Source organism: Streptococcus sp. 3613 (assembly GCF_013277375.1).
Lineage (GTDB): Bacteria > Bacillota > Bacilli > Lactobacillales > Streptococcaceae > Streptococcus > Streptococcus pseudopneumoniae.
On the sequence record NZ_VMMV01000054.1, the window covers coordinates 1 to 26,927 of the forward strand.

At 38.3% G+C, this 26,927-nt stretch carries 22 protein-coding genes and 1 pseudogene; 22 read left to right on the forward strand and 1 reads right to left on the reverse strand.

What is annotated here, in order from left to right; all coding sequences use genetic code 11:
- The first annotated feature begins 156 nt into the window (after window positions 1-156).
- The 12 genes from HT708_RS06940 (at window position 157) to ciaH (ending at window position 10,647) form a co-directional block, all read left to right on the forward strand.
- The gene (locus HT708_RS06940; protein ID WP_000665417.1) at window positions 157-477 is read left to right on the forward strand and encodes a PadR family transcriptional regulator; all 321 of its coding nucleotides are present in this window, start codon (window positions 157-159) and stop codon (window positions 475-477) included.
- A gap of 3 nt (window positions 478-480) precedes the next feature.
- A complete protein-coding gene (locus HT708_RS06945) occupies window positions 481-1,296 on the forward strand; it encodes a hypothetical protein (RefSeq protein ID WP_100104025.1) in 816 nt (271 codons plus the stop codon).
- A gap of 72 nt (window positions 1,297-1,368) precedes the next feature.
- The gene (locus tag HT708_RS06950; RefSeq protein WP_001269443.1) at window positions 1,369-2,295 is read left to right on the forward strand and encodes an aldo/keto reductase family oxidoreductase; all 927 of its coding nucleotides are present in this window, start codon (window positions 1,369-1,371) and stop codon (window positions 2,293-2,295) included.
- Between the two features lie 99 nt (window positions 2,296-2,394).
- Window positions 2,395-2,631, forward strand: a complete 237-nt coding sequence (locus tag HT708_RS06955) for a DUF2829 domain-containing protein (RefSeq protein WP_000141913.1) — start codon at window positions 2,395-2,397, stop codon at window positions 2,629-2,631.
- Window positions 2,624-3,322 carry a 3-oxoacyl-ACP reductase gene (locus tag HT708_RS06960; RefSeq protein WP_172926177.1) on the forward strand — a complete coding sequence of 233 codons (699 nt, stop codon included), beginning with the start codon at window positions 2,624-2,626 and terminating at the stop codon, window positions 3,320-3,322. Before HT708_RS06955 ends, HT708_RS06960 begins: the two co-directional genes overlap by 8 nt.
- Window positions 3,323-3,332: 10 nt before the next feature.
- A complete protein-coding gene (locus HT708_RS06965; RefSeq protein ID WP_000403937.1) occupies window positions 3,333-3,812 on the forward strand; it encodes an NUDIX hydrolase in 480 nt (159 codons plus the stop codon).
- Between the two features lie 7 nt (window positions 3,813-3,819).
- On the forward strand, window positions 3,820-4,548 hold the full coding sequence (locus HT708_RS06970; protein ID WP_172926178.1) for a GNAT family N-acetyltransferase: 729 nt from the start codon (window positions 3,820-3,822) through the stop codon (window positions 4,546-4,548).
- Between the two features lie 41 nt (window positions 4,549-4,589).
- Window positions 4,590-5,459 (forward strand): putative PEP-binding protein, encoded by an 870-nt coding sequence (locus HT708_RS06975; protein WP_172926179.1) that lies wholly within the window; start codon window positions 4,590-4,592, stop codon window positions 5,457-5,459.
- Window positions 5,434-5,874, forward strand: a complete 441-nt coding sequence (locus HT708_RS06980) for an ASCH domain-containing protein (RefSeq protein ID WP_172926180.1) — start codon at window positions 5,434-5,436, stop codon at window positions 5,872-5,874. Before HT708_RS06975 ends, HT708_RS06980 begins: the two co-directional genes overlap by 26 nt.
- Before the next feature lie 122 nt (window positions 5,875-5,996).
- The gene (locus HT708_RS06985; RefSeq protein ID WP_172926181.1) at window positions 5,997-8,543 is read left to right on the forward strand and encodes a M1 family metallopeptidase; all 2,547 of its coding nucleotides are present in this window, start codon (window positions 5,997-5,999) and stop codon (window positions 8,541-8,543) included.
- 105 nt (window positions 8,544-8,648) lie between these two features.
- On the forward strand, window positions 8,649-9,323 hold the full coding sequence (ciaR, locus tag HT708_RS06990) for a two-component system response regulator CiaR (RefSeq protein WP_000590628.1): 675 nt from the start codon (window positions 8,649-8,651) through the stop codon (window positions 9,321-9,323).
- The gene (ciaH, locus tag HT708_RS06995) at window positions 9,313-10,647 is read left to right on the forward strand and encodes a two-component system sensor histidine kinase CiaH (protein ID WP_172926182.1); all 1,335 of its coding nucleotides are present in this window, start codon (window positions 9,313-9,315) and stop codon (window positions 10,645-10,647) included. The genes ciaR and ciaH overlap by 11 nt, the downstream gene beginning before the upstream one ends.
- A 28-nt stretch (window positions 10,648-10,675) precedes the next feature.
- On the opposite strand, the gene HT708_RS07000 is transcribed toward ciaH, so the two are convergent.
- Entirely contained in the window at window positions 10,676-10,963 is a 288-nt protein-coding gene (locus HT708_RS07000) for a DUF3270 domain-containing protein (protein ID WP_049511743.1), read from the reverse strand.
- A 139-nt stretch (window positions 10,964-11,102) separates the two neighbouring features.
- On the opposite strand from HT708_RS07000, the gene HT708_RS07005 reads away from it, so the two are divergent.
- From HT708_RS07005 to HT708_RS07050, 10 genes and pseudogenes are all read left to right on the forward strand, one after another.
- Window positions 11,103-12,032, forward strand: coding sequence for a peptidase U32 family protein (locus HT708_RS07005; RefSeq protein WP_172926183.1), 930 nt, complete (start codon window positions 11,103-11,105; stop codon window positions 12,030-12,032).
- A 199-nt stretch (window positions 12,033-12,231) separates the two neighbouring features.
- A complete protein-coding gene (locus HT708_RS07010; protein WP_172926184.1) occupies window positions 12,232-14,682 on the forward strand; it encodes a bifunctional DnaQ family exonuclease/ATP-dependent helicase in 2,451 nt (816 codons plus the stop codon).
- 36 nt (window positions 14,683-14,718) lie between these two features.
- Window positions 14,719-15,942, forward strand: coding sequence for an FtsW/RodA/SpoVE family cell cycle protein (locus tag HT708_RS07015; protein ID WP_172926185.1), 1,224 nt, complete (start codon window positions 14,719-14,721; stop codon window positions 15,940-15,942).
- Between the two features lie 10 nt (window positions 15,943-15,952).
- The gene (locus tag HT708_RS07020) at window positions 15,953-16,507 is read left to right on the forward strand and encodes a DJ-1 family glyoxalase III (protein ID WP_172926186.1); all 555 of its coding nucleotides are present in this window, start codon (window positions 15,953-15,955) and stop codon (window positions 16,505-16,507) included.
- Between the two features lie 84 nt (window positions 16,508-16,591).
- Window positions 16,592-17,155, forward strand: a complete 564-nt coding sequence (locus HT708_RS07025) for an HAD family hydrolase (RefSeq protein WP_031222428.1) — start codon at window positions 16,592-16,594, stop codon at window positions 17,153-17,155.
- Between the two features lie 14 nt (window positions 17,156-17,169).
- Window positions 17,170-19,116 (forward strand): DNA topoisomerase (ATP-hydrolyzing) subunit B, encoded by a 1,947-nt coding sequence (gyrB, locus tag HT708_RS07030; protein ID WP_050208456.1) that lies wholly within the window; start codon window positions 17,170-17,172, stop codon window positions 19,114-19,116.
- A gap of 81 nt (window positions 19,117-19,197) precedes the next feature.
- Window positions 19,198-20,925: a septation ring formation regulator EzrA gene (gene ezrA / locus HT708_RS07035; protein WP_172926187.1), complete on the forward strand. Its 1,728-nt coding sequence runs from the start codon at window positions 19,198-19,200 to the stop codon at window positions 20,923-20,925.
- Between the two features lie 191 nt (window positions 20,926-21,116).
- Window positions 21,117-21,326 (forward strand): annotated as a pseudogene (locus HT708_RS07040) (transposase domain-containing protein); the annotation flags it as partial.
- Window positions 21,327-21,795: 469 nt separating this feature from the next.
- Window positions 21,796-26,589 carry a S8 family serine peptidase gene (locus HT708_RS07045; protein ID WP_000502031.1) on the forward strand — a complete coding sequence of 1,598 codons (4,794 nt, stop codon included), beginning with the start codon at window positions 21,796-21,798 and terminating at the stop codon, window positions 26,587-26,589.
- Window positions 26,590-26,798: 209 nt separating this feature from the next.
- Window positions 26,799-26,927 (forward strand): transposase (locus tag HT708_RS07050; protein ID WP_240148173.1); only part of this gene is annotated, 129 nt, incomplete at its 3' end.

The following is a 26,927-nucleotide window of genomic DNA, read 5'->3' on the forward strand; positions in this document are numbered from 1 at the left end:
AAGTCAGTCACATATATACCCTAAGGCGACGCTGACGTGGTTTGAAGAGATTTTCGAAGAGTATTAACTATTATGCTTTACAAACTAGTGTGGAAGTGGTATACTATAGCTGAAGCTACTAGTAGGTATTACAAAATAGATTAGAAGGGAGAAGGGATGAAAGAAACTCAACTGTTAAAAGGTGTTCTTGAAGGTTGTGTCTTGGATATGATTGGTCAAAAAGAGCGGTATGGTTATGAGTTGGTTCAGACTTTGCGAGAGGCTGAATTTGATACTATCGTTCCAGGAACTATTTATCCTTTGTTGCAAAAGTTAGAAAAAAATCAATGGATAAGAGGCGACATGCGCCCGTCGCCAGATGGTCCAGATCGGAAGTATTTTTCGTTAACCAAAGAAGGAGAAGAGCGTGTCTCGGTCTTTTGGCAACAATGGGACGATTTGAGTCAAAAAGTAGAAGGGATTAAGAATGGGGGTTAAACCATGAAGAAAATGAAGTATTATGAAGAAACAAACAATTTGTTGCATGAGTTTTCTGAGGACAATCAGCAGTATTTTGAGGAACTGTGGGATAGTTTTAATCTTGCTGGATTTCTCTATGATGAAGACTATCTCAGAGAGCAGATCTATTTGATGATGCTAGATTTCTCAGAAGCAGAACGAGATGGCATGAGTGCAGAGGATTATTTAGGTAAGAATCCTAAAAAAATAATGAAAGAGATTCTCAAGGAAGCACCACACAGTTCTATCAAGGAGTCCCTTTTAACACCAATTTTTGTCCTAGTGGTATTACGTTACTATCATCTACTGGGTGATTTTTCTAAAGGTCCTCTCTTAACAGTCAATTTGCTTACTTTTTTAGGGCAACTTCTTCTTTTTCTGATTGGATTTGGACTTGTGGCCACAATCTTACGTTGGGGCTTAGTCCAAGATTCTCCTAAAATGAAAATTGGCACCTATATTGTCGTTGGGATTCTTGTCCTTCTAGTTGTTCTGGGATATGTAGGAATAGGAAGTTTTGTACAAGAAGGAGCATTTTATCTTCCTGCTCCCTGGGATAGTTTCCTTGTCTTTACGCTTTCTCTAGTCATCAGTATTTGGAATTGGAAAGAAGCTGTCTTTCGTCCCTTTGTCAGTATGATTGTTGCCCATCTTGTGGTGGGTTCTCTGCTCCGTTATTATGAGTGGATGGGCATTTCAAATGTTTTCCTCACAAAGATTATTCCTTTAGCTGTCCTCTTTATTGGAATCTTTGTCTTGTTCCGTGGGTTTAAGAAGATAAAATGGAGTGAAATATAGTCAAAAAGCCGTTGCAAAGCGGTTTTTTGTTATAATTAAATGAAGAATGTAGAATTAAAGGAGAAAAATTTGATGAGATACATAACTCTTGGTCAAGATGACAAAGAATTATCAGAAATTGTTCTCGGAATGATGAGAATAGAAGATAAGTCTGTAAAAGAAGTTGAAGAGCTTGTAGAAACAGCACTTTCTGTTGGAATCAATGCTTTCGACTTGGCTGATATTTATGGTCGTGGTCGTTGTGAAGAACTGCTAGGTCTTGTCCTAAAAAATCGTCCAGATTTAAGAGAAAAGATGTGGATTCAGTCCAAATGTGGCATTCGCATTGAAGAATTTACCTATTTTGATTTTTCTAAGGACTATATTATAAAATCAGTTGACGGTATTTTGCAAAGATTGAAGATTGATCATCTAGATAGCTTGCTTCTTCATCGACCAGATGCTTTGATGGAATCTGACCAAGTAGCAGAAGCCTTTGATCTCCTTTATAAACAAGGTAAGGTTCGAGATTTTGGAGTTTCTAATCAAAATCCTATGATGATGGAGTTACTTAAAAAAGATGTCAAGCAGCCGTTAGCTGTTAATCAGCTACAATTGAGTGCGGCTTTTACTCCAGGATTTGAATCAGGTTTTCATGTTAATATGGAAGATAGTCAAGCAGCTATGCGAGATGGCAGCATTTTTGAATATTGCCAATTACACGATGTGGTCATTCAAGCCTGGTCTGTCTTACAATTCGGGTATTTTAAAGGGAATTTTGTTGGAAATGAGAAATTTCAAGCTTTAAATCAAGTACTTGATCGTTTAGCTATTAAATATGGAGTAACCCCTTCAACTATTGCCATTTCTTGGATATTGCGTTATCCAGCAAAAATGCAGGCAGTCGTAGGTACCACAAATCCTAATCACTTGAGAGAAGTTAGCCAAGCGGCAAACTTTAGCTTAACAAGAAAAGAATGGTATGAAATTTATCTTGCAGCAGGGAATAATTTGCCGTAAGTAGAAGCAGATGTAAATAAATCACAGTCAAAAAGCCGTTGCAAAGCGGTTTTTTTGTTATAATGAAGGGAAGAATTATTGATTTTAAAGGAGAATAACATGACTTTTGAAGAAATCCTGCCTGGGTTAAAGGCTAAGAAAAAATATGTACGAACTGGTTGGGGAGGTGCTGAAAACTATGTCCAACTTTTTGACACTATCGAGCAAAATGGGGTTGCACTTGAAGTGACACCTTATTTCCTAATCAACGTGTCTGGAGAAGGAGAAGGTTTTTCCATGTGGAGCCCGACACCTTGTGATGTTTTGGCGACAGATTGGGTAGAAGTGCATGACTAGACGTGTATTGATTACGGGAGTGAGTTCAGGGATCGGCCTAGCTCAGGCTCGACTCTTTTTAGAGAAGGGCTTTCAAGTTTATGGAGTGGATCAAGGTGAAAATCCACTATTACAGGGTGATTTCCACTTTCTACAGAGAGATTTGACCTTGAACTTGGAACCTATTTTTGACTGGTGTCCTCAGGTAGATATTTTGTGTAATACTGCAGGAGTTTTGGATGATTATAAAACCCTATTGGAACAATCAGCGCAGGACATTCAAGAGATTTTTGAAATTAACTACATGACTCCTGTTGAGTTGACTCGGTATTATTTGACACAAATGCTGGAAAATAAAAAGGGAATCATCATCAATATGTGTTCCATTGCTTCTAGCCTAGCAGGTGGAGGTGGTCACGCCTATACTTCCTCTAAGCATGCCTTGGCTGGCTTTACCAAGCAGTTGGCTCTAGACTATGCTGAAGCTGGGATTCAGGTCTTTGGTATCGCTCCAGGAGCAGTCAAGACAGCTATGACCTCTGCAGATTTTGAGCCAGGTGGATTGGCTGACTGGGTTGCTAGTGAAACACCAATCAAGCGCTGGATTGAACCAGAGGAAGTGGCAGAAGTCAGTCTCTTTTTGGCCAGTGGTAAGGTATCTGCCATGCAGGGTCAAATTCTGACAATAGATGGTGGCTGGTCTTTGAAGTAGGAGGATTTGGATGGAAATCAAAAGACACTTTGGAGTCTACGCTGTTTGCTTAGAAAATGGGAAGTTACTCTGCATTGAAAAAACGAGAGGCCCTTATCAACATCGGTATGATCTACCTGGAGGCAGTCAGCAACTTGGTGAAGGACTGACGGAAACGCTGACTAGAGAAGTTATGGAAGAGACGGGATTTACTGTTAGAAGCTACTCTAATCCTCGAATCTACGATGTTTTCGTCAGAGAAGAGTTAACAAATTTTATGGTTCACCATGTCATGGCCTTGTATGATGTTGAAATGAATGAGAGTGCACCTCAAGTTACGACTTCGGAAGCTGTGTCTGATGGTGCGAATGATTCACTTGGATATATTTGGATGGATATTCAAGAGATTACAGAAGAAAATGCATCGCCATTAGTCTCGAAGGTTAAGTCTGAATTATTAGGATTTCCAGAACTGGACAAGACTTCTTACATGAATTGGAAGGTGAAGTAGAGGGATAATGGAACTATTTAAAACATGGAAGAAAAATATGGTTCTCTATGGTCTTAAATCTCAAATTGGAACTGTCTACCGAAACAATGATAGGACAACAAGCTTTTATGATGTTGGGAATTTTCTATACCTAGCAGGGGAGTTGGATTCCAGATTTTGGGAAGATTTTGTTAGAAAATATGGTTTAGATTATAAGATTATTATTTCAGAAAATACTAATTGGCAAGATTTTCTGCATCGAAAAGTGGGGCTAAATTCTTTTACTCGCTATTCTTTTAAAGATAAGGCAAATTTTCAAGTTGAATTTTTAAATAATCTAGTTACTCATTTAGAGGAAGGTTACAATATTGTGCCTATTGATAATCATATTTATAACTGCTTTTCTACGGAAGAATGGTCACAGGATTTACAGGGGGATTTTGAGTCCTATCAGGATTTTGTTTTAAAAGGTGGATTTGGCTTTGTGATTCTTAAAAATAATGAACTGATTGCTGGGATTTCCTCAGGGTTAGTTTACCGTAAAGCAGTTGAAGTGGAAGTTGCAACTAGACCAAACGAACAAGGGAATGGATTTGCTAAAAAGCTTGGTGCTGCAATGATTCTAGAGAGTTTAAATAGAGATATGTTTCCACTTTGGGATGCTCATAATGAGGCTTCCAAAAAAGTAGCAGAATTTTTAGGATATGAGTTATCTGAACCTTATGAAGCTTTTGAACTAGAGGAAAGTTTCATATAATTATATATGATATTGTATCTTTTAAGACGAGGTGAATGGCTATGAAAAATCAACTTGCCCTTAGTGGCGAAAAAATTCTTGAAAAAATTTATCCTCAACTATTTCACCACGTCGGCATGATTCGTGGGGAATATTTGTTGAGAGAGCTTAATCAAAACATCATATTAGCAAGTTGTCAGCAATTTGTAAAAGATTATCTAGAGACTATCTGCTCCCTGTACTCAGATGAAGAAGTTTGGTATCGTTTTACTGAATTAACGAATACAGAAGCCAATTGTTTAGTGGGGACTAAAGAGTTTTTTGACGAAGGGCATCCCTTGTTTGGCTATAGAGGAACTAGGCGTTTACTGGCGTGTTTGGATGAATTTCAGGCTGAAGCACATGTCGTTACAGAAGTTTATCAAACCAACCCCAATCTATCTCTTATCTTTCCTTTTGTCAATGATGCCGACCAATTAAAACAAGCTATTACAGTATTGCGTCAGTATGGCTTTACTGGGAAAGTCGGAACGATGATTGAATTACCGTCAGCGTATTTTGACTTATCTAGTATACTGGAAACGGGCATTTCAAAGATTGTAGTTGGAATGAATGATTTGACTTACTTTGTTTTTGCGACTATGAGAAACAGTCAATGGCATGATATGGAAAGTCCAATAATGTTAGATATGCTAAGAGATATGCAGGATAAAGCAAGAAAGAACAAGATTGATTTTGCTGTAGCAGGCTATCTGAATACTTCTTTCATACAAAAAATGAATCAGTTGGGTATCAAGTGCATTATCCACTACAGTTCTATTCCAGAGATTTTTGATTTAGAGATTGACCATCCAGATCATCTTAAACACATAAAAGAAGAAAGTAAAAAATTACAAAGGAGTACCCATGATACCGCAAGAAATGTGGAATAAATACAAGCAAATCAATCCTTTGATCGGAGATGAAATCGATGCTTGGGCTTTTGGAGTTGAACCAGATCTTTTAGCGGATTTGGTGTTTAAAGGAGAAAAGACAGCAACAGCATCAGCCTACGATCTCTACGCAGTAGAGGACGAACCCCTTCCGCAAGAAGGGACCTTCGATGTCATTTTAGATAGTCAAAATCAGGCTGTCTGCATTGTCGAAATTACAAAGGTTTCTGTTAACCCCTTCAATCGAGTGTCAGCTGACCATGCCTATAAGGAAGGTGAGGGAGACAAATCTTTAGCCTATTGGCGCCAGGTTCATGAGGACTTTTTCAGAGACTGTTTGGGTGAAGCAGGACTGACTTTTACACCTGAAAGCAAGGTTGTTTTAGAAGAATTTCGCAAGGTCTACCCACTGTAGACTATTAGAAGGAAGAAAGTTTTGGAAATCGCTGTCCAATCCTTTTTTCTCAAGCAAAATATGATATAATAAGTTTGTTTGAAGAAGAGCAGCAGCTCTTAAACTTAGAATAGGAGAAAACTATGCAAGCAGTTGAACATTTTATTAAGCAATTTGTTCCTGAACATTATGATTTATTTTTAGATTTGAGTCGTGAGACCAAGACTTTTTCTGGGAAAGTGACCATCACTGGTCAAGCACAGAGTGACTGCATCTCCCTCCACCAAAAAGATTTGGAAATCACCTCTGTAGAAGTTGCAGGTCAAGCTCGTCCATTTACAGTTGACCATGACAATGAAGCCCTTCATATCGAATTGGCTGAGGCTGGTCAAGTTGAATTGGTTCTTGCCTTTTCTGGTAAAATTACAGACAACATGACAGGGATTTACCCTTCTTATTATACAGTTGATGGAGTCAAGAAGGAGGTCTTGTCTACTCAGTTCGAGAGCCATTTTGCGCGCGAAGCTTTCCCATGTGTGGATGAGCCTGAAGCCAAAGCAACTTTTGACCTCTCTCTTCGCTTTGACCAAGCAGAAGGTGAATTGGCCTTGTCAAACATGCCAGAAATCGATGTTGAAAACCGTAAGGAAACAGGTATCTGGAAGTTTGAGACAACACCTCGCATGTCTTCTTACTTGTTGGCCTTTGTTGCTGGTGATTTGCAAGGGGTGACCGCTAAAACTAAAAATGGTACCCTGGTAGGTGTCTACTCAACCAAAGCACATCCACTTTCAAATCTTGATTTCTCACTGGATATCGCTGTTCGCTCTATCGAGTTTTACGAAGATTACTATGGAGTTAAGTACCCAATTCCTCAATCTCTCCACATCGCCCTTCCTGACTTCTCAGCTGGTGCTATGGAAAACTGGGGTCTTGTGACCTACCGTGAAGTTTACTTGGTTGTCGATGAGAACTCTACATTTGCTAGCCGTCAACAAGTTGCCCTTGTTGTGGCCCATGAATTGGCTCACCAATGGTTTGGTAACCTTGTTACTATGAAATGGTGGGATGACCTTTGGCTCAATGAAAGCTTTGCTAACATGATGGAATACGTCTGTGTGGATGCTATCGAGCCAAGCTGGAATATCTTTGAAGATTTCCAAACAGGTGGAGTACCTCTTGCTCTTGAACGTGACGCGACTGATGGCGTACAGTCTGTTCACGTCGAAGTCAAACACCCAGATGAAATCAATACCCTCTTTGATGGTGCTATCGTCTATGCCAAAGGAAGCCGTCTCATGCACATGCTTCGCCGTTGGCTAGGAGATGCTGATTTTGCCAAAGGTTTGCATGCCTACTTTGAAAAACACCAATACAGCAACACCATTGGTCGTGACCTTTGGGATGCCCTTGGTCAAGCGTCAGGACGTGATGTCGCAGCCTTCATGGATTCTTGGTTGGAACAGCCTGGTTACCCAGTTCTTACTGTCAAAGTTGAAAATGATGTCTTGAAGATTTCACAAAAACAATTCTTCATCGGTGAGAACGAAGACAAGAACCGTCTCTGGGTGGTGCCACTCAATAGCAACTGGAAAGGCTTGCCTGATACACTCGAAACTGAAAGTATCGAAATCCCTGGCTACGCAGCTCTTCTTGCTGAAAATGAAGGAGCTCTTCGTCTCAACACTGAAAATACAGCCCACTACATTACAGGCTATCAAGGAGACTTGTTAGATGCTGTTCTTTCTGACCTAGTTGATCTTGATAACACAAGCAAATTGCAAATCGTCCAAGAACGTCGTTTGCTTGCTGAAGCAGGACACATTTCTTATGCAGATTTGCTCCCAGTCCTTGATAAACTTGCTAAAGAAGAATCTTACCTTGTCGTTTCAGCTGTTTCTGAAGTCATTTCTGCCCTTGAGCGCTTTATCGATGAAGGAACAGAAGCTGAAAGAGCCTTCAAAGCCTTGGTTGCTAAATTGGCTCGTCACAACTATAACCGTCTTGGTTTTGAAGCTAAAGACGGAGAATCAGATGAGGATGAATTGGTTCGTCAGTTGGCTGTTTCGATGATGATTCGCTCAAATGATGCAGAAGCTAGTCAAGTCGCTAGCCAAATCTTCGCGGCTCACAAGGAGAATCTTGCAGGACTTCCAGCAGCTATTCGCTCACAAGTTCTGATCAATGAGATGAAACATCATGAGACTAAAGACTTGTTAGCACTTTATCTTGATACTTATACTCATGCAACAGATGCTGTCTTTAAACGTCAGTTGGCATCTGCTCTTGCCTATAGTAAAGATGCGGACAATATCCAAACCTTGATTGCTGCTTGGAAGGACAAATTTGTGGTGAAACCACAGGACTTGTCTGCTTGGTATTACCAATTCCTAGCTCACCAAGTAACTCAGGAACCAGCTTGGTCTTGGGCGCGTGAAAACTGGGCTTGGATTAAGGCAGCTCTTGGTGGAGATATGAGCTTTGATAGCTTTGTCATCCTTCCTGCTCACGTATTTAAGACTCAGCAACGCTTGGCGGAATACAAGGAGTTCTTTGAACCGCAACTTTCTGACCTTGCTCTTAGCCGTAACATCGGTATGGGAATCAAAGAAATTGCAGCGCGTGTTGACTTGATTAACCGTGAAAAAGCTGCAGTGGAAGCAGTTGTTCTTCAATACGGAACTAAATAATTAAGACTAAATAAAAGAAAACTCAGCTATCTCATATAAAATGCAGAGAGTTGAGTTTTTTTAAGGCAAATTTGGTATAATGGTTTTAATAAGGAGGAGTTTCTCATGATAAAAATCTTATTAGTTGAGGATGACCTAGGTCTGTCAAATTCAGTATTTGACTTTTTAGACGATTTTGCGGATGTCATGCAGGTATTTGATGGAGAAGAAGGTCTCTACGAAGCTGAAAGTGGTGTCTATGACTTGATTTTGCTCGATTTGATGTTACCAGAAAAAAATGGCTTCCAAGTCTTGAAAGAATTGCGTGAAAAGGGGATTACAACTCCAGTTCTGATCATGACTGCCAAGGAAAGTTTGGATGACAAGGGACATGGATTTGAACTGGGAGCGGATGATTATCTGACCAAGCCTTTCTACCTAGAAGAACTCAAAATGCGGATTCAGGCCCTTCTCAAACGTTCAGGCAAGTTTAATGAAAATACGCTATCTTATGGAGATATTCTCATCAATTTATCAACAAATACAGTTAAGGTTGAAGATACTACTGTCGAATTGCTGGGGAAAGAGTTCGATTTATTGGTTTATTTCCTTCAAAATCAAAATGTTATTTTGCCTAAGACGCAGATTTTTGATCGTCTATGGGGATTTGATAGTGATACAACGATTTCAGTTGTCGAAGTCTATGTTTCAAAAGTCCGTAAGAAATTAAAAGGAACCACTTTTGCAGAGAATTTGCAAACCTTGCGCAGTGTTGGGTATATTTTAAAAGATGTTCAGTAAACTAAAAAAAACATGGTATGCGGATGACTTTAGTTATTTTATCCGCAACTTTGGTGTCTTTACCTTGATTTTCTCGACAATGACTCTGATTATTTTACAGGTCATGCATTCGAGTCTTTATACTTCAGTAGATGATAAGCTCCACGGACTGAGTGAAAATCCTCAGGCAGTTATTCAGCTGGCAGTAAATAGGGCAACAGAAGAGATTAAAGATTTAGAAAATGCCGCTACAGATACTAGCAAGACTGAGATAAAACCCAATGTCAGCTCCAATACGGAGGTTATTCTTTTTGATAAGAATTTTACCCAGCTCCTTTCTGGAAATCGATTTTTGGGCTTGGATAAGATTAAGTTAGAGAAAAAAGAACTAGGACATATCTACCAGATTCAGGTTTTTAATAGCTATGGGCAGGAAGAAATCTATCGCATGATTTTGATGGAAACCAATATCAGTTCGGTTTCAACTAATATCAAGTATGCCGCTGTCTTGATTAATACCAGTCAGTTGGAGCAGGCCAGTCAAAAGCATGAGCAATTAATTGTGGTTGTGATGGTAAGTTTCTGGATTTTGTCTTTGCTTGCCAGTCTCTATCTAGCTAGGGTCAGTGTTAGGCCCCTGCTTGAGAGCATGCAGAAGCAACAGTCCTTTGTGGAAAATGCCAGTCATGAGTTACGAACTCCACTTGCAGTTTTGCAAAATCGCTTAGAGACCCTTTTCCGTAAGCCAGAAGCTACCATTATGGATGTGAGCGAAAGCATTGCATCGAGTTTGGAAGAAGTCCGAAATATGCGTTTTTTGACAACGAACTTGTTGAACTTAGCTCGGAGAGATGATTGGATTAAGCCGGAACTTGCAGAAGTTCCAACCAGTTTTTTCAATACAACTTTCACAAACTATGAGATGATTGCGTCGGAAAATGATCGTGTCTTCCGTTTTGAAAATCGGATCCATCGTCCGATTGTGACGGATCAACTTCTCTTGAAGCAGTTGATGACTATCCTATTTGATAATGCTGTCAAGTATACTGAAGAGGATGGTGAAATTGATTTTCTTATCTCGGCGACCGATCGTAATCTTTATTTGCTAGTTTCCGATAATGGAGTCGGTATTTCGACAGAAGATAAAAAGAAAATTTTTGATCGTTTTTATCGAGTCGACAAGGCTAGAACCCGGCAAAAAGGTGGTTTTGGTTTAGGATTATCCCTAGCCAAGCAAATTGTAGATGCTCTAAAAGGAACCATTACTGTCAAAGATAATAAACCCAAGGGAACAATCTTTGAAGTGAAGATTGCCATCCACACACCATCTAAAAAGAAAAAATAAACATATCGCTCCAGATGGGGCGATATGTTTATTTTTTAAGTTTTCGTTTGATAACAGAGCGTTGGACTTTTAAAACAAGTAAGCTGGATACTATTGCTGCAGGTAAGGCGAGCACAGTTGTTAATTTTAACGACAAAAAGATAAAACTAAAGATGGCAATGCAGATACAAAAAACAGCGATATTGACAAAAAATAAAATTTCTTTGAGATTGCTATCAGCTTGTGCTTCAGGTGTATAAGCTTGATAATGAGGAAGTTGCTGGTTTAATTCTTCTTGATAGTCTACCTCATAGGATTGTAATTTTCTTACGGGCATGATTCTCTCCTTAACAGTACATACCTATTTTATCATTTTTTCAGCAGAGAATTATTACAGAAAGGTTACAAAAAGAATAAAGTCCCTTTTCATTTTCAAAGCATGGCTGATTTTGGAGAAATATGGTATAATTTTTCCTATGGAAAAGATTATCATTACAGCAACTGCTGAAAGTATTGAACAAGTTGAACAACTGCTCGAAGCTGGCGTAGACCGTATCTATGTCGGTGAGAAAGATTTTGGCCTTCGTCTGCCAACAACCTTTAGTCATGACCAATTGCGTGAAATCGCTAATCTGGTTCATGATGCTGGTAAGGAATTGATTGTTGCGGTCAATGCCCTCATGCACCAAGACATGATGGACTGTATCAAGCCTTTCTTAGACTTCTTGGAAGAAATCAAGACCGATTACATTACGATTGGGGATGCAGGTGTCTTTTACGTAGTCAACCGCGATGGTTATTCATTTAAGACCATCTACGATGCTTCAACTATGGTGACAAGCAGTCGTCAGATTAACTTCTGGGGACAAAAGGCTGGCGCATCTGAGGCTGTTTTGGCGCGTGAAATTCCATCTGCTGAACTCTTTAAAATGCCAGAGATTTTGGAAATTCCTGCTGAAGTTTTGGTTTACGGTGCTAGTGTCATCCATCATTCTAAACGTCCACTCTTGCAAAACTACTATAACTTTACGCATATCGATGATGAAAAGACGCGCAAGCGTGACCTTTTCTTGGCTGAGCCAAGTGATCCTGAGAGCCACTATTCCATTTTTGAAGATAATCATGGGACCCACATCTTTGCCAACAATGACCTTGATTTGATGACTAAATTGACAGAATTGGTAGAGCACGGTTTTACTCACTGGAAATTAGAAGGACTTTATACTCCAGGTCAAAACTTTGTTGAGATTGCAAAACTCTTTATCCAAGCGCGTAGCTTGATTCAAGAGGGCAACTTTAGCCATGACCAAGCCTTCTTGCTGGATGAAGAAGTGCGTAAACTTCACCCTAAAAACCGTTTCCTTGATACAGGATTTTATGACTACGATCCTGACATGGTTAAATAAAGTAAATGATTCGTTGAGAGAAGGAAGATACAAATATTTCTTCTCTCAATTTTTCGTATTTCTTCACTATTTTCAAAAAATCAGTAGGCTAGGATGCTCTGTTTGCTGGGATTTTTAAGAAAAGTAACCTTCTTGAGTTTAAAAATTATCCTATGTTTGCAGGTGCCAAATGGCCCTTTTTTTGGTATAATTTTTTATAATGAAAACGATTGGTAATCGCTATGTTGTGGTGGATTTAGAGGCAACTAGCACAGGTAGTAAGGCTAAAATTATCCAAGTGGGAATTGTCGTGATTGAGGACGGAAAAATCGTTGATCACTATACGACGGATGTCAATCCACATGAACCCTTGGATGCTCATATCAAAGAACTGACAGGATTGACAGACCAACGTCTGGCGCAAGCACCTGATTTTTCGCAAGTTGCTAGAAAAATCTTTGACTTGGTAGAGGATGGGATTTTTGTAGCCCACAATGTTCAGTTTGATGCCAATCTTTTGGCGGAAAATTTATTTTTTGAAGGTTATGAGCTAAGAAATCCTCGTGTTGATACGGTCGAATTGGCTCAGGTCTTTTTCCCTGAACTGGAAAAATATAGTTTGCCGATATTGTGCCGAGAATTAGGAATTCCTCTTAAGCACGCCCATACAGCCCTTTCAGATGCCCAAGCTACTGCGGAATTACTTCTTTTTTTACGAGAAAAGATGGCACAACTTCCTAAAGGACTCTTGGAACGCTTGCTGGAAATGGCTGACGCCCTCCTATATGAGTCCTACCTGGTTATTGAAGAAATTTATCGCAGCCAATCTATTCTGAGTTCTTCAGATTTGGTCCAAGTTCAAGGACTGTATTTCAAGAAAACTGCAGATCCCATGGAGTCACGAAAACTATCTCAAGATTTTTCTAAAAATATTTCTCTGTTGAATCTTGAAGTGAGGGAGGAGCAAGAAAATTTTGCTAAAGAGGTTGGCTTGCTATTGAAAGATGAGCCTGTATCATTAATTCAAGCGCCGACTGGGATTGGGAAAACTTATGGCTATCTCTTACCCGCTTTATCTCAAGCCAAAGAGCATCAGATTGTCCTTAGCGTTCCGACAAAGATTCTTCAAAATCAAATCATGGAAGAAGAAGGTAAACGTCTCAAGGAAGTGTTCCATATAGATATTCATAGTTTAAAGGGGCCTCAAAATTATTTGAAGTTGGATGCCTTTTATCGTTCCTTGCAGGAAAATGATGAAAATCGCTTATTTAGACGCTTTAAAATGCAACTCTTGGTCTGGCTGACAGAGACAGAGACAGGAGATTTGGATGAAATTGGTCAACTCTACCGTTACCAACATTTTCTAACAGATCTTCGTCATGACGGGAATTTATCATCCAAGAGCTTATTTGTGACGGAAGATTTCTGGAAACGAAGTCAAGAAAGGGCACAAACCTGCAAACTTTTAGTGACCAATCATGCCTATCTTGTAACTAGACTTGAAGATAATCCTGAATTTGTCAGTGACCGTTTACTGATTATCGATGAAGTTCAAAAAGTTTTGTTGGCTTTAGAAAATCTGCTTCAAGAGACCTACGATATACAATCTATTATCGATTTAATTGATAAGGCTTTAGTAGGAGAAGAAAACAGGGTTCAACAACGGATACTAGAAAGTATTCGCTTTGAGTGTCTCTACTTGATAGAACAATTTCAGTCTGGTAAATCTAGGAAAAATATCTTAGATTCTCTGGACAATCTCCATCAGTATTTTTCAGAATTAGAAGTAGAAGGCTTTGATGAGCTGGTTCGCTATTTTACAGCTGAAGGTGATTACTGGCTTGAAGTAACTGAAACGAGTCAAAAGAAAATTCAGATTTCTTCTACAAAATCAGGCCGTACTCTTCTGTCCTCTTTACTTCCTGAGAGTTGCCAAGTCTTGGGAGTATCGGCTACTCTTGAGATTAGTCAGAGAGTTTCTTTGGCCGACCTTTTAGGCTATCCTGAAGCCAAATTTGTCAAGATTGAAGCTCGTAGAAAACAGGACCAAGAAGTGGTCTTGGTCAAAGATTTCCCTCTGGTGACAGAAACTTCCTTAGAAGTCTATGCCCAAGAGGTAGCTGATTTACTAGTGGAAATTCAAGCTTTCCAGCAACCGATTTTGGTTCTCTTTACCGCTAAAGATATGCTTCTAGCAGTTTCAGACATACTTCCTGTAAGCCATCTGGCCCAGTATAAAAATGGGGATGTTCATCAGCTAAAGAAGCGCTTTGAAAAAGGAGAACAACAAATCTTGCTTGGTGCAGCAAGTTTCTGGGAGGGAGTTGATTTTTCAAGTCATCCTTTTGTGATTCAAGTTGTACCAAGACTTCCTTTCCAAAATCCCCAAGAGCCCTTGACGAAAAAGATCAATCAGGAACTAATTCAAGAAGGGAAAAATGCCTTTTATGATTATCAATTGCCAATGGCCATTATTCGTTTAAAACAGGCTTTGGGAAGAAGTATGAGACGCGAACACCAACGTTCTTTAACTCTTATTTTGGATAGGAGAATTGTCGGAAAACGATATGGTAAGCAAATAGTGACTTCTCTAGCAAAAGAAGCGACTGTTAAAACCGTCTCTCGATCCGAAGTTGATGAAGCTGTTGATAAATTTTTAAATGAACTTTGATAAATAGTATTGTATGAAAGTATAAGGTTAGTATATATGAAACGTTCTCTCGACTCTAGAGTCGATTATAGTTTGCTCTTGCCAGTGTTTTTTCTACTGGTTATTGGCGTGGTGGCTATTTATATAGCCGTTAGTCATGATTATCCAAACAATATTCTGCCCATTTTAGGGCAGCAGGTCGCATGGATTGCCTTGGGGCTTGTGATTGGTTTTGTGGTCATGCTCTTTAATACTGAATTTCTTTGGAAGGTGACCCCCTTTCTATATATTTTAGGCTTGGGACTCATGGTCTTGCCGATTGTCTTTTATAATCCAAGCTTAGTTGCATCAACGGGTGCCAAAAACTGGGTATCGGTAAATGGCATCACCTTGTTCCAACCGTCAGAATTTATGAAGATATCCTATATCCTCATGTTGGCTCGTGTTATTGTCCAATTTACAAAGAAACATAAGGAATGGAGACGCACGGTTCCGCTGGACTTTTTGTTAATTTTCTGGATGATTCTCTTTACCATTCCAGTCCTAGTTCTTTTAGCACTTCAAAGTGACTTGGGGACGGCTTTGGTTTTTGTAGCCATTTTCTCAGGAATCGTTTTATTATCAGGGGTTTCTTGGAAAATTATTATCCCAGTATTTGTGACTGCTGTAACAGGAGTTGCTGGTTTCTTAGCTATCTTTATTAGCAAGGACGGACGAGCTTTTCTTCACCAGATTGGAATGCCGACCTACCAAATTAATCGGATTCTGGCTTGGCTCAATCCCTTTGAGTTTGCCCAAACAACGACTTACCAGCAGGCTCAAGGGCAGATTGCCATTGGGAGTGGTGGCTTATTTGGTCAGGGATTTAATGCTTCGAATCTGCTTATCCCAGTTCGAGAGTCAGATATGATTTTTACGGTTATTGCAGAAGATTTTGGCTTTATTGGCTCTGTCCTGGTTATTGCCCTCTATCTCATGTTGATTTACCGTATGTTGAAGATTACTCTTAAATCAAATAACCAGTTCTACACTTATATTTCCACAGGTTTGATTATGATGTTGCTCTTCCACATCTTTGAGAATATCGGTGCTGTGACTGGACTACTTCCTTTGACGGGGATTCCCTTGCCTTTCATTTCGCAAGGGGGATCAGCTATTATCAGTAATCTGATTGGTGTTGGTTTGCTTTTATCGATGAGTTACCAGACTAATCTAGCTGAAGAAAAGAGCGGAAAAGTCCCATTCAAACGGAAAAAGCTTGTATTAAAACAAATTAAATAAGGAGAAAATCATGGTAAAAGTAGCAGTTATGTTAGCTCAGGGCTTTGAAGAAATTGAAGCCTTGACAGTTGTAGATGTCTTGCGTCGAGCCAATATCACATGTGATATGGTTGGTTTTGAAGAGCAAGTAACGGGTTCGCATGCAATCCAAGTAAGAGCAGATCATGTCTTTGATGGAGATTTATCAGACTATGATATGATTGTTCTTCCTGGAGGTATGCCTGGTTCTGCACATTTACGTGATAATCAGACCTTGATTCAAGAATTGCAAAGCTTCGAGCAAGAAGGGAAGAAACTAGCAGCCATTTGTGCGGCACCAATTGCCCTTAATCAAGCAGAGATATTGAAAAATAAGCGATACACTTGTTATGACGGCGTTCAAGAGCAAATCCTTGATGGTCACTACGTCAAGGAAACAGTAGTGGTAGATGGTCAGTTGACAACCAGTCGGGGTCCTTCAACAGCCCTTGCCTTTGCCTACGAGTTGGTGGAGCAACTAGGAGGGGACGCAGAGACTTTACGAACAGGAATGCTCTATCGAGATGTCTTTGGTAAAAATCAGTAAAACGGGAGTTATTCTCTCGTTTTTTATGTGGAAAAATCAGGGAAATCATCGCTTTTTTCATAAAAAAATGCTATAATGAAGGGTATGAAATATCACGATTATATCTGGGATTTAGGTGGAACTTTACTGGATAATTATGAAATTTCAACAGCTGCATTTGTTGAAACATTGGCACTGTATGGCATTATACAAGACCATGACAGTGTCTATCAAGCTTTAAAGGTTTCTACTGATTTGGCGATTGAGACATTCGCTCCCAATTTAGAGAATTTTTTAGAAAAGTACAAGGAAAATGAAGCCAGAGAGCTTGAACACCCGATTTTATTTGAAGGAGTTTTTGACCTATTGGAAGACATTTCAAATCAAGGTGGCCGTCATTTTTTGGTCTCTCATCGAAATAATCAGGTTTTGGAAATTTTAGAAAAAACCTCTATAGCAGCTTATTTTACAGAAGTGGTGACTTCTAGCTCAGGCTTTAAGAGAAAGCCAAATCCCGAGTCCGTGCTTTATTTAAGAAAAAAGTATCAGATTAGCTCAGGTCTTGTCATTGGTGATCGACCGATTGATATCGAAGCAGGTCAAGCTGCAGGACTTGATACCCACTTGTTTACCAGTATCGTGAATTTAAGACAAGTATTAGACATGTAAGAAAAAGGAATAAGATGACAGAAGAAATCAAAAATCTGCAGGCACAGGATTATGATGCCAGTCAAATTCAAGTTTTAGAGGGCTTAGAGGCTGTTCGTATGCGTCCAGGGATGTACATTGGATCAACCTCAAAAGAAGGTCTTCACCATCTAGTCTGGGAAATTGTTGATAACTCAATTGACGAGGCCTTGGCAGGATTTGCCAGCCATATTCAAGTTTTTATTGAGCCAGATGATTCGATTACTGTTGTGGATAATGGGCGTGGTATTCCAGTCGATATTCAGGAAAAAACAGGTCGACCTGCCGTTGAGACTGTCTTTACTGTCCTTCACGCTGGAGGAAAATTTGGCGGTGGCGGATACAAGGTTTCAGGTGGTCTTCACGGCGTGGGGTCGTCAGTTGTTAATGCCCTTTCAACTCAATTAGACGTTCATGTTCACAAAAATGGTAAGATTCATTACCAAGAATACCGTCGTGGTCATGTTGTCGCAGATCTTGAAATAGTTGGAGATACGGATAAAACAGGAACAACTGTTCACTTCACACCGGACCCAAAAATCTTCACTGAAACAACAATCTTTGATTTTGATAAATTAAATAAACGGATTCAAGAGTTGGCCTTTCTAAATCGCGGTCTTCAAATTTCAATTACAGATAAGCGTGAAGGTTTGGAACAAACCAAGCATTATCATTATGAAGGTGGGATTGCTAGTTACGTTGAATATATAAACGAGAACAAGGATGTAATCTTTGATACACCAATCTATACAGACGGTGAGATGGATGATATCACAGTTGAGGTAGCCATGCAGTACACAACTGGTTACCATGAAAATGTCATGAGTTTCGCCAATAATATTCATACCCATGAAGGTGGAACGCATGAACAAGGTTTCCGTACAGCCTTGACACGTGTTATCAACGATTATGCTCGTAAGAATAAGTTACTGAAAGACAATGAAGATAATTTAACTGGGGAAGATGTCCGCGAAGGATTAACTGCAGTTATCTCAGTTAAACACCCAAATCCACAGTTTGAAGGACAAACCAAGACCAAATTGGGAAATAGCGAAGTGGTCAAGATTACCAATCGCCTCTTCAGTGAAGCCTTCTCCGATTTCCTCATGGAAAATCCACAGATTGCCAAGCGTATCGTGGAAAAAGGGATTTTGGCTGCCAAGGCTCGTGTGGCTGCCAAGCGTGCGCGTGAAGTCACTCGTAAAAAATCTGGTTTGGAAATTTCCAACCTTCCAGGGAAACTAGCAGACTGTTCTTCTAACAATCCTGCTGAAACAGAACTCTTCATCGTCGAAGGAGACTCAGCTGGTGGATCAGCCAAATCTGGTCGTAATCGTGAGTTTCAGGCAATTCTTCCAATCCGCGGTAAGATTTTGAATGTTGAAAAAGCCAGCATGGATAAGATTCTAGCTAACGAAGAAATTCGTAGTCTTTTCACAGCCATGGGAACAGGGTTTGGCGCAGAATTTGATGTTTCGAAAGCCCGTTACCAAAAACTCGTTTTGATGACTGATGCCGATGTCGATGGAGCCCACATTCGTACCCTTCTTTTAACCTTGATTTATCGTTATATGAAACCAATCCTAGAAGCTGGTTATGTTTATATTGCCCAACCACCAATCTATGGTGTCAAGGTTGGAAGCGAGATTAAAGAATATATCCAGCCGGGTGCAGATCAAGAAATCAAACTCCAAGAAGCTTTAGCCCGTTATAGTGAAGGTCGTACCAAACCGACTATTCAGCGTTATAAGGGGCTAGGTGAAATGGACGATCATCAGCTGTGGGAAACAACCATGGATCCCGAACATCGCTTGATGGCTAGAGTTTCTGTAGATGATGCTGCAGAAGCAGATAAAATCTTTGATATGTTGATGGGGGATCGAGTAGAGCCTCGTCGTGAGTTTATCGAAGAAAATGCTGTCTATAGTACACTTGATGTCTAAAAAATAGGGAGAAGTAGTTCCCTTGGTCTAAAAAATATGATATAATCGTTACGATTGTTTCAAGTAAAAAAGGAGTTTGATATGTCTAATGGACAACTAATTTATTTAATGGTTGCAATTGCAGTCATTTTAGTTCTGGCTTATGTAGTGGCAATCTTTCTACGTAAGCGAAACGAGGGGAGATTAGAGGCGCTAGAAGAAAGAAAAGAAGAACTATACAATCTTCCAGTAAATGATGAAGTGGAAGCTGTAAAAAATATGCACTTGATTGGACAAAGTCAAGTGGCTTTCCGTGAATGGAATCAAAAATGGGTCGATTTATCTCTCAACTCTTTTGCCGATATTGAAAATAATCTCTTTGAAGCAGAAGGCTATAACCATTCATTTCGTTTTCTCAAGGCCAGTCATCAAATTGACCAAATTGAGAGTCAAATTACTTTGATTGAAGAAGATATTGCTGAAATTCGCAATGCTTTGGCAGACTTAGAGAAGCAAGAATCTAAAAATAGTGGTCGTGTTCTTCATGCTTTGGATTTATTTGAGGAACTTCAGCATAGAGTTGCTGAAAATTCAGAACAGTATGGTCAAGCCTTGGATGAAATTGAAAAACAATTAGAAAATATCCAATCTGAATTTTCACAATTTGTAACCTTGAATTCATCGGGTGACCCTGTGGAAGCTGCTGTGATTTTGGATAATGCTGAAAATCATATCTTGGCTTTGACACATATCGTTGATCGTATACCAGCAATTGTAACAACATTATCTAAAGAGCTACCAGATCAACTAGAAGATTTAGAAGATGGTTATCGTAAGCTCTTAGATGCTAATTATCATTTTGTTGAAACGGATATTGAAGCACGTTTCCACTTGCTTTATGAAGCATTCAAGAAAAACCAAGAGAATATTCGTCAGTTGGAATTGGATAATGCCGAATATGAGAATGGACAGGCACAAGAGGAAATCAATGCCTTGTATAATATTTTTACTCGAGAAATTGCTGCTCAGAAAGTAGTGGAAAATCTACTTGCAACTCTTCCAACTTACCTTCAACATATGAAAGAGAATAATACTTTATTGGGAGAAGATATTGCACGTTTGAACAAGACCTATTTACTTCCTGAGACAGTTGCAAGCCATGTTCGTCGTATTCAGACAGAATTAGAGAGTTTTGAGGCAGCTATTGTTGAGGTAACTTCAAATCAAGAAGAGCCAACCCAAGCTTATTCAGTTCTTGAAGAAAATCTTGAGGATTTACAAACTCAACTAAAAGATATTGAAGATGAGCAAATTTCAGTTAGTGAGCGCCTGACACAAATTGAGAAAGATGATATTAATGCACGTCAAAAGGCCAATGTTTATGTCAATCGTCTCCATACTATCAAGCGATACATGGAAAAACGCAATCTGCCAGGTATTCCACAAACTTTCTTGAAGTTATTCTTTACGGCAAGCAATAATACCGAGGATTTAATGGTTGAGTTAGAACAGAAAATGATTAACATTGAATCTGTTACCCGAGTTCTTGAAATTGCAACGAATGATATGGAAGCTTTAGAAATGGAAACTTATAATATTGTACAATATGCAACCTTAACAGAGCAACTCTTGCAATATTCTAACCGCTATCGCTCATTTGATGAACGCATTCAAGAAGCATTTAACGAAGCTTTAGATATTTTTGAAAAAGAATTTGATTATCACGCTTCATTTGACAAGATTTCTCAAGCATTGGAAGTGGCAGAGCCTGGTGTAACCAATCGCTTTGTTACCTCATATGAGAAAACACGTGAAACGATTCGTTTTTAAAAAGCTTAGTTCATTCTAAGCTTTTTTCTTTACTCAAAAGCCATGAGTTTACTTATTTATCATTGAAATTAATGCTTGGTTTTGATATTATTTAAATATGAAGAAAGATAGAACAAAGCGTGGTAGTCACGCTAAAATGGGACGGAGTAAAAGAGTCCAGTGGACTCTTTTAGCCTAAGCTAAATTTTAAAAAGCGAGGGTGGTTGTTTTCTCAAAGTTTTGAAGGAGCTAAAGCAAGAGCTATTATTATGAGCTTGTTGGAAACAGCTAAACGTCATCAATTACATAGCGAGAAATATCTATCCTATCTTCTAGAATGTCTTCCAAACGAGGAAACTCTCGTAAACAAAGAGGTTTTAGAGGCTTATTTACCATGGACTAAAGTTGTACAAGAAAGGTGAAAATAAGAAATCTCCAGATTAGGAACTATCGCTAAGTTCACTAATCTGGAGATTTTTCAATAGACTTCGTTATTGTACGGTTACGTTTGTCACAGTTCCTGAAATGCTTAATTCACGATTATAGTAAAATGAAATAAGAATAGGACAAATCGATCAGGACAGTCAAATCGATTTCTAACAATGTTTTAGAAGTAGAGGTGTACTATTCTAGTTTCAATCTACTATAAAAGCACATGAACTATTCTATGACCGTGATTAGTAAGGTTTTTGCTTAATGAGTAATTGAATGGAAAGTAATTATTTAATAAAGAAATTTAGTCTTGTATTAATCGAGATTAAATTTCTTTATGTTTAAATTACATGAGAAGAGTGATTAATATTACAATTTTGTTACAAAATAAGTTTTTGATAGAATTTTCAGATAATTTAGGATATAATACTTTTAATTTAAATAAAAAGGAGTGATTTTATGGGAGACTGCAAAGATTTTTGTCATAAAAAGTACCAAATAGCAACGATTTTTCTGCTATCGGTCTTTGCATGCAGATTTGCTTTAGTACAGGTTAGTGCTGCTGAGGGGAAATTTGAAACATCCAATCAAGTTACACATGCAGTAATAATTAATAAATTAGATGATTCAAATAAGCTCGCACCGTCAGTCACGGCTGACAAGAATGCTCTAGATTCTTCTTCAAAGGAAAAAACAGAAGCGACAGCGTCAGTAAAACAAGATGATTCTATAGAATATAGAGATAATAAGTCAGACAAGAATGTAATCACACAGAAAGAAAAGACTGCTATAAAAAGTGAAGAGAAGAAGGAAGAATCAGCAGTAGAAAGAAGTTCTTCTTCCGAAAGTTCACAATCACAGTCGTTATCTCAAAGTGGACATAAAGAAAAGCCAAATAGTATCTCCAGTAATGAAATGATTACTGTCCCTAAAACATGGGAAGCAGGACACAAAGGGCAAGGAACTGTAGTCGCTGTTATAGATTCAGGCCTTGATTTGAATCATGAAGTTCTGCGTATTTCTGATCCGTCAAAGGCGAAATTTAAAAATCAGGATGATATCGAAAAAGCTAAAAAAGCTGCCGGTATTGACTATGGAAAATGGTACAGTGACAAGGTAGTATATGCTTATGATTACTTTGATGGAACTGATAATATAAAAGAGGCTGAAAAAGAGTCTCATGGAATGCACGTTACTGGTATTGTAGCTGGAAATCCAATTAATAAAGCCCCGAATTCTGAGAAGGTTTATGGGGTGGCGCCAGAAGCTCAAATTATGTTTATGAGAGTTTTTTCAGATAGAGATAAAACTACAGCCTCTGCCCTCTATGTAAAAGCCGTTGATGACGCAGTTGCGTTAGGTGCGGATGTGATCAATATGAGTTTGGGTGCAGGTGCGGGTTCAACTGTAGATGCGGGTTCAGATATTATTGAAGCAGTAAAAAGAGCACGCACTAAAGGAGTATCTGTTGTTATTGCTGCTGGTAATAGCAATACTTTCGGTAGAGGTTTTTCACAACCATTAGCAGAAAATCCTGATTATGGTCTCGTCGGAAATCCCTCTACAGTAGAAGATTCAATTTCTGTTGCTTCGATTAATAATAAAATTCTAACTACTGAAGTCTTTGAAGTAAAAGGTTTAGAAAATGACGCTACCCTTGATTATGGTAAGTTTGATTTTAATAGACCTGAAACAGAAAAAGATTTTGAAAAAGGGAAAGAATACGAATATGTAGCAACGGGTATTGGTCGTGAAGAAGATTTTGCTAATATTGATGTAAGAGGTAAGTTAGCACTGATTCAACGTGGTAAAATCCATTTCTCTGATAAGATTAAAAATGCTCTTCAACACGGTGCAGCTGGAGTTTTAATTTATAACAACGTTGAAGGTGCAAATGTTAGTATGTCTGTTACAGGTGATGCTAAGAAAATCCCATCTGTCTTTATTTCAAAATATTATGGTGAAATTCTTAAGTCTGGTCAGTATAAAATTGTCTTTAATCACAAGATGGATAATCGTAAATCAGATGTTGCAGACCAATTGTCAGATTTTTCAAGTTGGGGAGTTACAACAGATGGACAATTGAAACCAGATGTTACTGCACCTGGTGGAAATATCTATTCATCATTTAACGACAATAGTTATGGAAGTATAAGTGGAACAAGTATGGCGGCCCCTCATGTAGCTGGTGTCGCAGCATTAGTCAAAGAATATTTAGCAAAGAAACATCCTGAATTATCAGCTAGTCAAATTTCAGAGATTGTAAAAGCTTTAATTATGTCTACTGCAAAACCACATTTTAATAAACAAACTGGAGCCTATACTTCTCCACGTCACCAAGGTGCTGGCGTAGTTGACACGATGGCGGCAACAAGCACAGATCTATTTGTAACAGGTGCAAATAATTATCCAAGTGTTACTCTTGGTAATGTTGGTGATAAATTTACCTTTGAAGTTACAATTCATAATATTTCGGATAAAGACCGAACATTGAAGATGATTGTAAATACAAATACGGACGAAGTTGAAGAAGGAAAATTCACTCTCCGTCCACGAAAACTAACTGAAACAGTTTGGCCCGAAGTAACTGTGAAAGCTCATAGTACGAAGACAGTAACAGTTAGTGTAGATACAAGTAAGTTTACTGAAGAACTTAGCAAAATAATGCCAAATGGTTATTTTCTAGAAGGATTTGTTAGATTTGTCAATCCTGCAGATGATGGTTCTGTTATTGGTTTACCATTTATGGGATTTAAGGGAGAATTCCAAAATCTACCTGCAATTGAAAAACCAATTTATCAATTGATTAAGGAAGGAAACAGTGGATTTTACTCTGAAATTGATAAAGATAATCCAGGAATTTCACCTTCAGACGATGTAACTTATTTAACAAGTTCTGAAAATGATGTAAATGTTTTAAAAGCAGAGCGTCAAGGAAATCGAGTGACTGTACTCGGAGTGAAACAAGATGATGAAGGAAAATACCATCTTCAATTAGATGAAAAGGGTAATGTTCGCCTTGCTATCTCGCCGAACGATGATGGTAATAAAGATTCTGTTCAATTTAAAACTCTTGTCTATAGAAACTTGGTAAATCTTCGTGCAACTGTTTATGATTCTTCGGATACAACACACAGTCAGCCTATTTGGCAAAGTCGTCCAACAGACCTTGTGAAAAATTATTTTGATGGCGATACTAGAAATCCAAGAAGTTACATTGTAGATAAAACAGCTTGGGGAGGACAGGATTCTAATGGAAATCGAGTCTCTGATGGAATTTATGACTATGTTATTAGTTATAAGCCAGATGTCCCTGGAGCTGAAGAACAATACACAATATTTAAAATTCAAATCGATACACAAAAACCTCTGATTACTTCGGGATATATTCGTTCTCAAAAAAATCAAGAACAATTTATAGCTCGTAAACCTCAGGATGTCGGAAATGGCGGAATTCTTCTAGAAAAAGTCTTTTATATTCGTCCTTCTGAAAATAGAGAGGCGGCAGATTCAGAAATCGAACAGTATCAGATTATCAAACAAAATGAAGATGGTAGTTATACACTTCCTAAGAACATTGATAAATCGAAAATCTTCTATTATGTGGAAGACTTTGCGGGAAATGTAGATTTTATATCTCTCAAAGATCTTGTAGGTGAAGAAAATAGTGGTCGTGTAAAAATTGCTATACTAAACAATAAAACCAATGATGAGATTGATACAACTTATGTTTATCGCATTAAAAATAGCGAAGGTCAATATGTAACCGTTGATAAGTCAAAAGATATTAATTTCTTGAAATTTGGGCATTATGTTGCAGAAATTTTTAGCTATGATCGTACAGAGTTGAAATTTGTGAGTGCTCTATCTAAGGAATTTGATTTAACGAAAGAAAATAGTTTTCAAACTATTACCTTCTTGGCTAACAAAATGAAATATGCCCCAGTAACAGTTGGCTTTAATCAAGCTGTTCCTGGAACTACAATGATTACTTTAGTAGGTGAAGACGGTCAGAGTCAAGTCTTGCCAGCTGAAACATATGGTAAACATTCTTATGGTAAGAAAGTGGTTACTGGTGAATATAAAGTTCTTGTAAATCTGTCAAACGGTTATGAATTACTTGATAATCTTCAACCATTTAAAGTTCTGTTTGGTAAAAATAATGTTTTGTCACTTTCAGTTGTTTCTAAGTTAGCTCTGATTGCAGCTTTAAATAAACAAATGGAAGTAGTTAAAACTCCAAGATATTATAATACAAAACAGAATTTAAAAGAGATGTTTGAGCAAAGTGTCAAAGATGCGCAACTAGCATTAGGAAGTAAACTTAACCAAGATAAAATTGACCAAATTGTTAAGGCTTTAGAGTCTGCTATGCAAACATTGGATGGTAAGGAATCTGATATCACATCATTGAAGAATGCCATTAAAGCATATGCTGAGACAGTTAAAAAAGGTAAATATATAAATTCTGATCAAGAACGCAAAGGTCAATATGATCGTGAATTTAAACTCTTGGCATTATTAATTACAAAAGATTTGATAACTCAAGATGAAATTGACCGTCTGTTGACCACTTTCTTGCAAGCTCAAGACCAGCTGAATGGGAAAGAAACAGATTTTATGAGCCTAAAGAATGTTATCGAGGATGAAGTGAAGTTCCAAGAAAAAGATCCAAGATTTTTGACAGCTAGCAAAGAGGAGAAAGATGCATATCATCTTATTTTCAACAAAGCTAAGCTACTTTTGGAAAATGCAGAAGCTAGTCAAGAAGAAATTAATGAAGTAATCAAAGCTCTAAAAGAAACGGTTGTAAAACTTAAGGCTAATAAAGTAGAGATCCCAACCAAACCAGTTGTACCAGTTAAGCCGGTTGATCCAACTAAAGCAGTTGCACCAGTTAATCCAGTTATTCCAGCTAAACCAGTTGTAACGATCAAGCCAGTTTCTCAAGTGCAACCTGTTAAATTAGTAAGTCAAAATAGACAAGTCTCAACTATTAAGCCTTCAATTAGCAATGATAAAATTGAGAAAGCTACATCAATTACAATACATCATTCCAATATAGAAGCTAAGCATGAGAATAAAACACTAGCTGGAAGTGATCAACAAGTGCTTTTAGCTACAGTCATCAAAGAAGGAAAACAGTTACCAGCCACTGGTGAGAATAACATGATTTCTATTATGCTAAGTATTTCTGGAATTTCTCTCTTGTTGTCAGTTATTGGACTTGTAACTTTTTCAAAAAGTGAGTAGAGAATACAAGCTAAATTCCCAAAGTAAGTTCCACCGCTAGTAGAATTGGAAGTTAGTCTGAGAAAAATCATAAAAACCAGTGGAATTCCGTGTCAGGGTAAGTTCCACTGGTTTTACTCATGCTTGATTTCTATAGTAGTATCGTGAGCAAAAGGATTCAAATTATAGTATAGTTGCTTAGTTTCAAACAAGCATGTTATAATAAAGCTATGGCATATAGTACAGATTTTAAACAGCGAGCATTAGATTCCATCAAAGAGGGGCACAGCCATGTCGAGGCAGCCAAGGTTTTTGATGTTGGCGTCAGAACTCTCTTCATGTGGGAAAAGAACTTACGT